The 11,849-nt window shown below is 71.3% G+C and carries 12 protein-coding genes; 2 read left to right on the top strand and 10 right to left on the bottom strand.

Annotation, left to right across the window (positions count from 1 at the left end; all coding sequences use genetic code 11):
• Positions 1–34 precede the first annotated feature (34 nt).
• Complete coding sequence (locus ABZ887_RS36050; protein ID WP_361299131.1) at positions 35–985, bottom strand: hypothetical protein; 951 nt, start codon at positions 983–985, stop codon at positions 35–37.
• Positions 986–1,229: 244 nt separating this feature from the next.
• On the opposite strand from ABZ887_RS36050, the gene ABZ887_RS36045 reads away from it, so the two are divergent.
• Positions 1,230–1,850: a hypothetical protein gene (locus ABZ887_RS36045; protein WP_361299280.1), complete on the top strand. Its 621-nt coding sequence runs from the start codon at positions 1,230–1,232 to the stop codon at positions 1,848–1,850.
• Positions 1,851–2,279: 429 nt separating this feature from the next.
• Complete coding sequence (locus ABZ887_RS36040) at positions 2,280–4,142, top strand: AAA family ATPase (RefSeq protein WP_361299128.1); 1,863 nt, start codon at positions 2,280–2,282, stop codon at positions 4,140–4,142.
• Positions 4,143–4,341: 199 nt separating this feature from the next.
• Here ABZ887_RS36040 and ABZ887_RS36035 read toward each other — a convergent pair whose 3' ends face one another.
• From ABZ887_RS36035 to ABZ887_RS35995, 9 genes are all read right to left on the bottom strand, one after another.
• Positions 4,342–5,430, bottom strand: coding sequence for a hemolysin family protein (locus ABZ887_RS36035; protein WP_361299125.1), 1,089 nt, complete (start codon positions 5,428–5,430; stop codon positions 4,342–4,344).
• Entirely contained in the window at positions 5,427–6,755 is a 1,329-nt protein-coding gene (locus ABZ887_RS36030; protein ID WP_361299122.1) for a hemolysin family protein, read from the bottom strand. Before ABZ887_RS36030 ends, ABZ887_RS36035 begins: the two co-directional genes overlap by 4 nt.
• Positions 6,756–7,011: 256 nt before the next feature.
• Positions 7,012–7,467, bottom strand: a complete 456-nt coding sequence (locus ABZ887_RS36025; protein ID WP_361299119.1) for a PH domain-containing protein — start codon at positions 7,465–7,467, stop codon at positions 7,012–7,014.
• 13 nt (positions 7,468–7,480) lie between these two features.
• Positions 7,481–8,329 (bottom strand): ATP phosphoribosyltransferase, encoded by an 849-nt coding sequence (gene hisG, locus ABZ887_RS36020; protein ID WP_361299115.1) that lies wholly within the window; start codon positions 8,327–8,329, stop codon positions 7,481–7,483.
• A gap of 58 nt (positions 8,330–8,387) precedes the next feature.
• Entirely contained in the window at positions 8,388–8,660 is a 273-nt protein-coding gene (locus ABZ887_RS36015) for a phosphoribosyl-ATP diphosphatase (RefSeq protein WP_030946750.1), read from the bottom strand.
• Between the two features lie 34 nt (positions 8,661–8,694).
• Positions 8,695–9,180: a 6,7-dimethyl-8-ribityllumazine synthase gene (gene ribH / locus ABZ887_RS36010; protein ID WP_361299112.1), complete on the bottom strand. Its 486-nt coding sequence runs from the start codon at positions 9,178–9,180 to the stop codon at positions 8,695–8,697.
• A gap of 52 nt (positions 9,181–9,232) precedes the next feature.
• Positions 9,233–10,525 carry a bifunctional 3,4-dihydroxy-2-butanone-4-phosphate synthase/GTP cyclohydrolase II gene (locus ABZ887_RS36005; RefSeq protein WP_361299109.1) on the bottom strand — a complete coding sequence of 431 codons (1,293 nt, stop codon included), beginning with the start codon at positions 10,523–10,525 and terminating at the stop codon, positions 9,233–9,235.
• Entirely contained in the window at positions 10,522–11,163 is a 642-nt protein-coding gene (locus tag ABZ887_RS36000) for a nicotinamide mononucleotide transporter family protein (protein WP_361299106.1), read from the bottom strand. The genes ABZ887_RS36005 and ABZ887_RS36000 overlap by 4 nt, the downstream gene beginning before the upstream one ends.
• A complete protein-coding gene (locus ABZ887_RS35995) occupies positions 11,160–11,765 on the bottom strand; it encodes a riboflavin synthase (RefSeq protein ID WP_361299103.1) in 606 nt (201 codons plus the stop codon). Before ABZ887_RS35995 ends, ABZ887_RS36000 begins: the two co-directional genes overlap by 4 nt.
• Positions 11,766–11,849: the final 84 nt, after the last annotated feature.

Below are 11,849 nucleotides of genomic sequence, written 5' to 3'. Positions count from 1 at the left end.
GCGTTCTGACACGTGCCGGCCTTTCTCTGGGACTCTAGGAAGGGATGGGCAGGCCGCAGGCGCGGCGGGCCCGCGAGAGCTGGTCGGCCGGTTCGCCGAAGACACTCCAGGGCATGCGTGAGGCGTACGGTCCCATGGCCGTGAAGACCGCCCGGGCCTCGAACTCGCACCGGGCCATGACCAGCGCGTGCGCGAGGTAGGCCAGGTCGAGCACCGGGGTGAAGCGGTATCCGGACACCGTGGGCAGCCAGTTGTGGTAGCTCGACAGGGCGGTGCTGCGCCACTGGGGCTGTTCCCAGACCCGCTCGGCGAGCAGCTGGGTGGGGTTGTGGCTCTCCACCAGCGCGACCAGCGGCAGCAGCCGCAGCGCCGAGCCGGCGGGGGCCCGCTGGGCGAGGAAGGCGGCGACGTCCCAGGCCGCGTTGACCGAGCCGCCGTACCGGGTGAAGAAGAAGGACAGGAAGCGGTGGTGGGCCTCGCGGTGCCAGGGGTCGAGGGCGAGGGTGTGCGCGAACAGCCGCCATGGGCCGGGCGGGGAGGTCAGCAGGCCGCCGGGGGCGGGGTCGTGCGGGCGGTGCAGCCGGGCCATGGCCAGCTTGGCGGCCCAGGGCGTGGGGTCGGCGGGGTTCATGGTGCTGGCCCGGTCGCAGGCGGCGAGGGCGATCCGCTCCAGCGCCTCGGCGCGCTCGTCACGGGCGTCGGCCGCCCGGATCGCCCGCTGCACGGCCACCCGGGCCCACATCAGCGTGGACTCGGCACCCGGTTCCTCGGCCAGCCACCGTTCCACCAGGTCGGTGCCGGCCGCCTCGGAGGCGAGGACCAGGGAGCGGTGGGCCCGCAGGGGGAAGTCGGCACGCGTCTCGGCCAGCGCCTCACGGGCGGTCAGATATCTTCCGGCGCGCACGTCCACGCATACGCTCGCGAGCACACGGTCGTCGGCCGCCGGATGCCATACGTACTGCCCTTCGAATAACTCCGCGGCCATCTTCCCCTGTCCGTCCCCGTTCGACGCGTGCACGCTGAAGGCACCCTACTCAGGGCCGGGCACACCGGAAACACGCGAGGTCGACATATCGGTCAGCCGGACGGAAATATCAATGCGCACGGCAAAGAACGGCCAGAAATTAGTTCAAGCCGCGACTTCCCGGGGCCGCAGACGCCCGCTATGCGCCGCACTACTAGAATGTTTCCGGAAAACACCCCACCCCGCAGCACACCTGGGAACGGCCATTCACCACCTCGCCTCCGCACTCCGGACCCTGCCGCCCTCCTGCGGCCCGGTCCGCCTCGTCGGCGTCGACGGGCACGCCGGATCCGGAAAGACCACGTTCGCCGGGCAGTTGGCCACCGCCCTGGGCGGGGCGCCGGTGCTGCACCTCGACGACATCGCCAGCCACGAGGAGCTGTTCGCCTGGACCGGCCGCCTGCTGGCCCAGGTGATCGAGCCGCTCGGCCGCGGCGGGACGGCGCACTACTCCCCCTACGACTGGCACACCCGCCGCTTCGGCCCGCCCCGCGCGCTGCCGCCGGCCCCGGTGATCCTCGTGGAGGGCGTCGGCGCCGGCCGCCGGGCACTGCGCCCCTTCCTGGCGCGACTGCTGTGGATGGAGCTGCCGCACGAGGAGTCCTGGACGCGGGGCAGGGCGCGGGACGGCGCGGAACAGCGGGACTTCTGGGTCGAGTGGGTCAGGGCGGAACGCGAACACTTTTCCGAGGACCCCTCCAGGCCGTACGCCGACCTTCTGGTGACACAGTCACAGAAGGGATATGAGGTGCTGCCGGGGCCGGTGAAAGCGGTTGGACCGGACCAGAATGTCACCCACCGTGACGGACCGTCGGCCGTGTGCTGAACTTGTGAAGACACGCCTCCAGGAAGTTGCCCGAGTACCTCAACTCCGCTTGACCCGGGGGCCGTACAGGACTTACGTTCTGAATGAGCGGCCATCGAAGCCGCCCTGCAGACGCGAAGCCCCCGGTTGTTCCCCCGTGATCGGGGGCTTCGTTCTGCCCTTTACCCCTTTTGTGTGCGCCGCGTGCACCCTTCCGCTCACCCTCGGTCACCGAGCCGTGTGCGCCCTTTCTGCCCCCACCTCGCCAAACGGCCTGTGCGGCACCCTTCGGCGGGCGGTGGAACCGCAGGTACGATGCCCTCGGTGCGACCTTCGAACGGCTGCTTCGCGCACCTGCAACTCCGGTCCGCGGCACAGCGGTTCGACCAACGGCGGCCATCGGGGGGAGCCCGGGGGCCAACCACGGGGGCACGGTTTGTGGGGGACGTGATGGATTTCGGCACGCAGGGCCTCGATGCCCCGGCCGACCTCGCCTGGCTACGAGGCGTGGACGCCTACACGATGGGCGCCTATCCGCAGGCGGAGGAGGAGTTCCGCACCGCGGTGCGGATGGATCCCGGGATGGCCGACGGCTGGCTCGGGCTGCACGCGCTGCGCGTGGACACGACGACCGCGCTGCTGCGGATGTTCCGGCACCGGGACCGCTTCGGCGAACAGCGTGGCCGGCATCGCCGCACGCTGAACTCCTGGTACTGGCTGGGCTGGTGGGTACAGCCGGTCCTGGAGAGCCCGCGCGACCTCCTCCTCGCCCACGCCTCGCACTGGCTGGACGGCAGGCACGTCCCGGAGCTCGACCGGGCCCTCGCCGGGCTCCCGCCGGTGGACGCCGACCCCCAGGTCCGCTTCCTGCACGCCTGCCGGGCCTACCTGGTCAAGGACTGGGAGCAGCTGGTACGGCACACCGACCCGCTCCTCGACGACCCCATGCTCGGCATCGAGGCGGGCCTGTTCGGCGGCATGGCCCGGGTCCGGCTCGAAATGTACGGCCAGGCCGAACCGCTGCTCTCCGCGGCGCTGATGCGGTGCCGCAGCGAACAGCCGCAGCGCAAGGAGCTGCGCTACTGGCTGGCGCGGGCGCACGAGGGCACCGGCCGCAGCGCCGCCGCGCTCCCCCTCTACCGGGCCGTGCACCGCGTCGACCCCGCCTTCATGGACACCTCCGCGCGGCTGGCCGCGATAGCCGAGGGCGACGGGTACGACGACACGGCCGACTTCGCGGCGATCACCCTCACCGGCGCCGGGCAGGACGTCGTGGACGGGCCCGACATGCTCGACCCGCTCTTCGGCACCGAGGGCCGGGACCTGCGGTTCGGGGAACCGGAGCCGCCGGCCGGGGCTATGCCGTCGGTGATCGACCCGGCGGTGCGCGAGAAGGTCGTGCCGTCGCCTCCGCTGCCGGCCGGGCCGACCGACCCCGCGTTACTCGAGGAGGCGCTCGCGGAGCTGGAGCGCATGGTCGGCCTCGAACCCGTGAAACGACAGGTCAAGGCGCTGTCCGCGCAGTTGAACATGGCCCGCCTGCGAGCCGGGCAGGGGCTGCCGGTGCAGCCGCCGAAACGCCACTTCGTCTTCTCCGGGCCGTCGGGCACCGGGAAGACCACCGTCGCCCGCATCCTCGGCCGGGTCTTCTACGCGCTGGGCCTGCTCGGCGGGGACCATCTCGTGGAGGCGCAGCGGGCCGACCTGGTCGGCGAGTACCTCGGCCAGACCGCCGTGAAGGCGAACGAACTGATCGACTCCGCGATCGGCGGCGTGCTCTTCGTCGACGAGGCCTACTCGCTCTCCAACTCCGGCTACGGCAAGGGGGACGCGTACGGCGACGAGGCGCTCCAGGTGCTGCTGAAGCGGGCCGAGGACAACCGGGACCACCTGGTGGTGATCCTGGCCGGCTACCCCGAGGGCATGGACCGCCTGCTGGCCGCCAACCCGGGGCTGTCCTCCCGCTTCACGACCCGCGTGGACTTTCCGTCCTACCGCCCCCTCGAACTGACCTCGATCGGCGAGGTGCTGGCCGCCGAGAACGGGGACGCGTGGGACGAGGAGGCACTGGACGAGCTCCGGTCGATCGCCGGGCACGTGGTGGACCAGGGCTGGATCGACGAGCTGGGCAACGGGCGGTTCCTGCGGACGCTGTACGAGAAGAGCTGCGCCTACCGGGATCTGCGGTTGTCCTCGTATCCGGGGGTGCTGTCGCGGGGCGACCTGGCGACGTTGCGGCTGCCGGACCTGATGCAGGCGTACGGGGAGGTGCTGTCGGGGAGGGGGCCGCAGGATCCGGCGGCCGGGATGTAGGTGCGGGGCGGGCTGGGGCCGGGGGGTGGGGACACTTACCGGCGCTGGCAGGGTGCCGCCGCGCCCACCCGTGCCGCCCTGCGGCACGCCTGCCCGCAGTTAAATCTTTTAGGGGCGCGGGGAACTGCGCGACCAGCCCCCACCGGCCCGCAGCTCCCCACCGTGCTCGGCCCACCGTCACTCTGGCTCCCTCGCGAAGTCAGCCGGCCATGGCCTCCTCCGGCTCCCCGCTCGCCCTCGGCTCCGGAGTGCGCGGCGCAGCCGGACGATCCCTGTGCGCCGGGTCCGTCACCTCCCCGACCAGCAGCTCCAGGACGTCCTCCAGCGCCGCCAGCCCCAGCACCCGGCCGTTCGCGTCAGCGACCTGCGCCAGGTGGGTCGCCGCCCGCCGCATCACGGTCAGCGCGTCGTCCAGGGGCAGCTCGGCCCGCAGCGTCGTCATCGGGCGCCATATCTGCTGCGGCACCGCGCGGTCGGAGTCCTCCAGGTCCAGGACGTCCTTCACATGGACGTAGCCCATGAAGGCGCCGGACTCGGCCGCGACCGGGAAGCGGGAGTAGCCGGTGCGCGCGGTGAGCTCGACGATCTGGCCCGGGGTGACCGACGGCGGGACCGTGATCAGGGACTCGCGGCGCAGGAGTACGTCCGTCACCGGGCGGGAGCCCAGTTCCAGCGCGTCCTCCAGGCGCTCCCGCTCCTCGGGGTCGAGGAGACCCGCCTGGCCGGAGTCCTCCAGGAGCCGGTTGAGCTGCTCGCTGGTGACGACGGCCTCGACCTCGTCCTTCGGCTCCACTCGGAAGAGCTTCAGGATGCCCTGGGCGCAGGCGCCGAGCGCGACCGTGATCGGCCGGCACACGCGGGCGAAGGCGACCAGGCCGGGGCCCAGCCACAGCGCGGCCTTCTCCGGCGCCGCCATCGCGAGGTTCTTCGGCACCATCTCGCCGATGACCAGGTGGAAGAAGACGACCGCGGCGAGCGCGATCACGTAGCCCAGCGGGTGGACCATGCCGTCGGGCAGGTGGACGGCCTCGAACAGCGGCTCCAGCAGGTGGGCCACCGTCGGTTCGGCCACCGCGCCCAGCGTCAGCGAGCAGACGGTGATGCCGAACTGGGCCGCGGCCATCATCTGCGGGAGACGCTCCAGGCCGTGGAGGACCTGGCGGGCCCGGGCCGTGCCGAGCGGTTCGATCTGGCTGCGGCGGACGGAGACGAGGGCGAACTCGGCGCCCACGAAGAAGCCGTTGGCGAGGACCAGCAGCGCGGCGAAGACCAGTTGGAGGACGCTCATCGGGCGGCCTCCGCGACGGCGGGGGCGGTGCGGACCAGGCGGACCCGTTCCGCCCGGTAGTGGCCGACCCTGCGGACCGACAGCCGCCAGCCGGGCAGCTCCGCCCGGTCGCCCGGCGCCGGGATGCGGCCGAGCAGGTCGGCGACCAGACCGGCGACCGTCTCGTACGGGCCCTCGGGCACGTCGAGGCCTATCCGCTGGAGGATGTCGACCCGGACGCTGCCGTCGACGTCCCAGGCGGGCTTGCCGTCCTGGGCGGGGGCGGCGGCGAGTTCCGGTGCGTCCGGACTGTCGTGCTCGTCGCGGACCTCGCCGACGAGCTCCTCGACGATGTCCTCCAGGGTGACCACGCCGGCCGTGCCGCCGTACTCGTCGACGACGACCGCGATGGGCTGCTCGGAGCGCAGCCGGGCGAGGAGCGGCTGGACCGGGAGGGTCTCGGGGACCAGCAGGGCCTTGCGGGCGATGCGGCCGACCGGGGTACGCAGCCGGTCGCGGACCGAGACGGCCAGCGCGTCCTTGAGGTGGGCCATGCCGACGATCTCGTCGATCTTCTCCCGGTAGACCGGGAAGCGGGACAGGCCGGTGGCCCGGGTGAGGTTGACGACGTCCTCGGCGGTCGCCGTGTCCTGGAGCGCGCTGACCTTCACCCGGGGGGTCATGACGTGCTGGGCGGTCAGCTCGCCCAGGGACAGGGTGCGGACGAACAGGTCGGCCGTGTCCTGTTCCAGCGCGCCGGCCTGGGCGGAGTGCCGGGCCAGGGAGACGAGCTCGCCGGGGGTACGGGCGGAGGCCAGCTCCTCGGCGGGTTCGACGCCGAGGGCGCGGACCAGCCGGTTGGCGACCGTGTTCAGCGCGGCGATGACCGGGCGGAACAGGCGGGAGAAGCGGGCCTGCGGGCCGGCGACGAAGCGCGCGACCTGCAGCGGCTTGGACACCGCCCAGTTCTTGGGTACGAGTTCGCCGATCACCATCTGGATCGCCGAGGCGAGCAGCATGCCGATCACGACGGCGATGCCGGAGACCGCGCCGTCGGGGAGGCCGGTCGCGGTGAGCGGACCGCGCAGCAGCTCGGCCAGTGCCGGTTCAGCGAGCATGCCGACGACCAGGGAGGTGATGGTGATGCCGAGCTGGGTGCCGGAGAGCTGGAAGGAGAGCTCCTTCAGCGATGCGACGACCGTACGGGCGCGCTTGTCGCCGTCGGCGGCGGCCTTCTCGGCCTCGGGCCGCTCCACGGTCACCAGGCCGAACTCGGCGGCGACGAAGAAGCCGTTGGCGAGGATGAGCAGGAACGCGGCTGCCAGGAGCAGCAGGGGGGTGGTCATGATGCCGCCGCCTCCGAGGCTTCGCGGACTGCGAGAAGGCGGTCCGCGGTATGTCGGGAGGGGGCGGCGCAGGTACTACAGGACGATCCGTCCATCGCCGGAGAGGGTCACTCCTCGGGTAGCAGGAACCCCTGTGCGCCGGGCGCGCGACAGGGGTGGAGGCGGGACGTGAAAAGCCTCCGCCAACAGACTAATCAAGACAGGGGCCGCTGCGGCAGGGGCGACGGCCCGGAGACGGCCCCGAAGTTGCGTGATTTCAGCCCTGATGCTGTTCGGGGTCGTGGCTCGTGTGGGCCTCGGCGAGGGCGCGCAGGGCCTTGGCGTCGGCGATGGCGTGCTGCTTGGCGATGCCCGGCTGGATGCCGAGGGCGGGCAGGCTGGTGCCGTCGCTGAGGTTGAGGAACACCCACGGGTCACCCGGGCGGAGGTTCACCTGGAGGATCTCCGCCCACTCCAGGCGCCGTTTGCTGGCGATGTTCACGACGGTGACCCCGGACTCGTCGGCGACCACCTTCACCCGGGCCAGCTGGGCCAGCGCCCAGAAGATCAGCGCGCCGGTGACGACGAAGCTGAGCTTCTCGCCCGGGCCGAGCTGTTCGAGGAGCAGTGCGACCCCGGATATGGTGACGAAGATCGCGACGCCTGCGGTGAGCAGGATCACGCGGGTGAGGCCCGGCCGGAAGGTGACGGGCAGCGAAGGAAGCTCGGACATCTCGCGCGGGGCCTCAGAGACGGCAGGCGTGGATGGCCGTGGTCAGGATGGCGCGGGCGCCGATGTCGTACAGGTCGTCCATGATCCGCTGGGCGTCCTTGGTGGGGACCATGGCGCGGACGGCGACCCAGCCCTCGTTGTGCAGCGGGGAGACGGTCGGCGACTCCAGGCCGGGGGTGAGGGCGACGGCCTTCTCCAGCTGCTCGACGCGGCAGTCGTAGTCCATCATCACGTAGCTCCGGGCGACCAGGACGCCCTGGAGGCGGCGCAGGAACTGCTGGACCTTGGGCTCCTCGGCGTCGGCGCCGGTGCGCCGGACGACGATCGCCTCGGACTTCATGATCGGCTCGCCGAAGACCTCCAGGCCGGCGTTGCGCAGGCTGGTGCCGGTCTCGACGACGTCGGCGATGACCTCGGCGACGCCCAGTTCGATGGCGGTCTCCACGGCGCCGTCCAGGTGGACGACGGAGGCGTCGACGCCGCCGTCGGCGAGGTGCTTGGCGACGATGCCCTCGTAGGAAGTGGCGACCGTCTTGCCCTTCAGGTCCGCCAGGCCGGTCGCCTCGCCGGGCTTGGAGGCGAAGCGGAAGGTGGAACGGGCGAAGCCGAGCGGCAGGATCTCCTCGGCGTTGGCGCCGGAGTCGACCAGCAGGTCACGTCCGGTGATGCCGATGTCGAGGCGGCCGGAGGAGACGTAGATCGCGATGTCGCGGGGGCGGAGGTAGAAGAACTCGACGTCGTTGACCGGGTCGACGATGCGGAGTTCCTTGGACTCCCGGCGCTGCCGGTAGCCGGCCTCATGCAGCATGTCCGCCGCAGGGCCTGACAGGGAACCCTTGTTGGGGACGGCGATGCGCAGCATGAGGTCGGCTTCCTTCGCTTCGAAAGGGGTTCGAAAAGGGGGTGTCTGAAAGGGGTTCTTACAGGTGGGCGTAGACGTCGTCCAGCGAGATGCCGCGGGCGACCATCATCACCTGGACGTGGTAGAGCAGCTGCGAGATCTCCTCGGCGGCCGCTTCCTTGCCCTCGTACTCGGCGGCCATCCAGACCTCTGCGGCCTCCTCGACGACCTTCTTGCCGATGGCATGGACCCCCTTGCCGACCAGCTCGGCGGTGCGGGAGGTGGCGGGGTCGCCGTGGGCGGCCTTGTGCTGGAGCTCGGTGAAGAGCTCCTCGAAAGTCTTGTTGGACATGGTGAGCGCCAGACTACGCCAATTGCCGCGTCGCTCAGTGCCAGGGTTCAGATACTGAGCGGAGGGTGGCCGCCGTGGCCACCGCCGCCGTCACCGCCTCGTGGCCCTTGTCCTCGTTGGAGCCCGCGAGGCCCGCCCGGTCCAGGGCCGACTCCTCGTCGTCGCAGGTGAGCACGCCGAAGCCGACCGGGACGCCGGTCTCCACGGAGACCTGGGTGAGACCCTGGGTGACGCCCTGGCACACGTACTCGAAGTGCGGGGTGCCGCCGCGGATGACGACGCCGAGGGCGACGATCGCGTCGTAGCCGCGTCCGGCGAGGACCTTGGCGGTGACCGGGAGCTCCCAGCTGCCGGGGACCCGGAGCAGGGTCGGCTCGTCGATGCCCAGGTCGCGCAGGGCGCGCAGGGCGCCGTCCACCAGTCCGTCCATCACCTTCTCGTGCCACTGGGACGCGATGACGGCGACCCGCAGGTCGCTGACATTGCGTACGGACAGTTCAGGTGCACCCTTGCCGCTCACGTCTCTCCTCAGTGCTGTTTCTCTACCGGTGGCCGCAGGTGGCCACGGTCTCCTACTGGTTGGCGCAGGTGGACATCGCGGGAGGCGTGTCCAGCCAGGGCAGGTCGTGGCCCATCCGGTCCCGCTTGGTGCGCAGGTAGCGGAGGTTGTGTTCGCCCGCCTGTACCGGCATCGGCTCGCGCCCGCTGATCTTGAGCCCGTGGTTCAGCAGCGCGTCGCTCTTGTCGGGGTTGTTGGTCATCAGGCGGACGCTGCGCACCCCGAGGTCGGCCAGGATCTGGGCGCCGGCGCCGTAGTCGCGGGCGTCGGCGGGCAGGCCGAGTTCGAGGTTGGCGTCGAGGGTGTCCCGGCCGCGCTCCTGGAGTTCGTACGCGCGCAGCTTGGACAGCAGCCCGATGCCCCGCCCCTCATGGCCGCGCAGGTAGACGACGATGCCCCGGCCCTCGTCCTGGATGCGGTCCAGGGCGGCGTCGAGCTGGGGGCCGCAGTCGCAGCGGGCGGAGCCGAAGACGTCCCCGGTGAGGCACTCCGAGTGGACCCGGACCAGGACGTCCTCGCCGTCGCCGATGTCGCCGTGGACGAGGGCGACGTGCTCGACGCCGTCGGTGGTGGAGCGGTACCCGAACGCGGTGAAGGTGCCGTGCTTGGTGGGCAGGTTGACCTCGGCCTCGCGGCGGACGGTCGGCTCGGCGGCCCGGCGGAAGGTGACCAGGTCGGCGATGGAGATGATCGTCAGGCCGTGCTTGCGGGCGAACGGGATCAGCTCCGGGAGGCGGAGCATCCGGCCGTCCTCGCCGGCGATCTCCACGATGGCGCCCGCGGGGCGCAGGCCCGCGAGGCGGGCCAGGTCGACGGCGGCCTCGGTGTGGCCGTCGCGGACCAGGACACCGCCGGGCCGGGCGCGCAGCGGGAAGACATGGCCGGGGCGGACCAGGTCCGTCGGCTCGGCCTTTCCGCTCGCCAGCAGCCGGAGCGTGGTGGCGCGGTCGGCGGCCGAGATGCCGGTGGTGACGCCGTGTGCGGCGGAGGCGTCCACGGAGACGGTGAACGCGGTCTTCATCGACTCGGTGTTGTCGCCGACCATCTGCGGCAGTTCGAGCCGGTCCAGTTCCTCGCCCTCCATGGGGGCGCAGATCAGGCCACGGCACTCGCTCATCATGAAGGCGACGATCTCGGGGGTGATCTTCTCGGCGGCGATGACGAGGTCGCCCTCGTTCTCGCGGTCCTCGTCGTCGACGACCACGATCGGACGGCCGGCCGCGATGTCGGCGATGGCCTGCTCGACCGGGTCGAGCGTGAGGTCCTCGACGCCGTCGGTGCTGTACAGGATCGGTGCCGCGGTCATGCGGGTGCTCCTTCCAGAGCGGGCCGCGTGCCCTGACGGGAGCGCAGCCACCAGTCGCGCAGGCCCCACAGGACGAGCGCGCCGTAGATGACGTAGACGAAGCCGGAGAAGGCGTAGCCGTTGGTGAAGTTGAGGGGGACGCCGACCACGTCGACCAGGAGCCAGGCGATCCAGAACTCGACCATGCCGCGGGCCTGGGCGTACATGGCGACGACGGTGCCGACGAAGATGTAGGCGTCCGGCCAGGGGTCCCAGGACAGGGACGGGTAGGCCTTGAAGAGCAGGGCGACGGCGACGGTGCCGGCGGCCGCGGCGGCGACCATCGCGCCGCGCTCCCGCCAGGTGGCGAAGCGCGGGACGATGTGGCCGTCGCCGGACTCGCCCTTGTTGCGGTTCCACTGCCACCAGCCGTACAGGGCGACCACCATGACGACGACCTGCTTGCCCGCGCTGCCGGCGAGGTGGCCGTAGAAGGCGGTGAACAGGACCAGGCCGGAGAGGAACTGCACCGGCCAGGTGAGCAGCGAGCGGCGCCAGCCGAGGGCGAGGGTGATCAGGCCGAGGATGTTGCCGATCATGTCGGACCAGATGATGTGCTGGCCGAGGAGGGTGAAGGCCTCGGAGTTCAGCCAGTTCACCGGCCCGCTCCCTGCGTGTTCGCGAGCAGGCGCTCCACGTACTTGGCGACGATGTCGACCTCGAGGTTGACCGGGTCGCCGGGCTGCTTGCGGCCGAGCGTGGTCAGGTCGAGGGTGGTGGGGATGAGGCTGACGGTGAAGTAGTCGGGGCCTGCCTCGACGACGGTGAGGCTGATGCCGTCGACCGTGATCGAGCCCTTCTCGACGACGTACCGCGCGAGGTCGGCCGGGAGCGAGACCTTGACGATCTCCCAGTTCTCGGAGGGCGTGCGCGCCAGCACCTGACCGGTGCCGTCGACATGGCCCTGCACGATGTGGCCGCCGAGGCGGGAGCCGACCGCGGTGGGCCGCTCGAGGTTGACGCGGGAGCCGACGTCCAGGGCACCGAGGGAGGAACGCTTGAGGGTCTCCGCCATGACGTCGGCGGTGAACTCGTCGCCCTCGTGCTCCACGACGGTCAGACAGACGCCGTTCACGGCGATGGAGTCGCCGTGCTGCGCGCCCTCGGTCACTACGGGGCCACGGAGCCGGAAACGGGAGGCGTCGCCGAGATTCTCGACGGCGGTGACCTCACCCAGCTCTTCGACGATTCCGGTGAACACTTCCCGGGTCCTCCTGCCTCAATAGGGCACGGACTCCGGGGCCTGTCGACGGACGACAGAATGTACGGACAGGCACATCGGGGG

Origin of the sequence: Streptomyces sp. NPDC047061 (assembly GCF_040643955.1) — a bacterium.
Lineage (GTDB): Bacteria > Actinomycetota > Actinomycetes > Streptomycetales > Streptomycetaceae > Streptomyces.
Note: the sequence above shows the minus strand (reverse complement) of the source record. Positions and strands in the feature narration are given on the sequence as shown.

Bases quoted from the DNA above. Each gene is read 5' to 3' on its own strand.
- hisG (WP_361299115.1), bottom strand. From the start codon at position 8,329: ATGCTGCGCATCGCCGTCCCCAACAAGGGTTCCCTGTCAGGCCCTGCG.
- ABZ887_RS36015 (WP_030946750.1), bottom strand. From the start codon at position 8,660: ATGTCCAACAAGACTTTCGAGGAGCTCTTCACCGAGCTCCAGCACAAG.
- ABZ887_RS36025 (WP_361299119.1), bottom strand. From the start codon at position 7,467: ATGTCCGAGCTTCCTTCGCTGCCCGTCACCTTCCGGCCGGGCCTCACC.
- ABZ887_RS36050 (WP_361299131.1), bottom strand. From the start codon at position 985: ATGGCCGCGGAGTTATTCGAAGGGCAGTACGTATGGCATCCGGCGGCC.
- ABZ887_RS36030 (WP_361299122.1), bottom strand. From the start codon at position 6,755: ATGACCACCCCCCTGCTGCTCCTGGCAGCCGCGTTCCTGCTCATCCTC.
- ABZ887_RS36005 (WP_361299109.1), bottom strand. From the start codon at position 10,525: ATGACCGCGGCACCGATCCTGTACAGCACCGACGGCGTCGAGGACCTC.
- ABZ887_RS36040 (WP_361299128.1), top strand. From the start codon at position 2,280: ATGGATTTCGGCACGCAGGGCCTCGATGCCCCGGCCGACCTCGCCTGG.
- ABZ887_RS36035 (WP_361299125.1), bottom strand. From the start codon at position 5,430: ATGAGCGTCCTCCAACTGGTCTTCGCCGCGCTGCTGGTCCTCGCCAAC.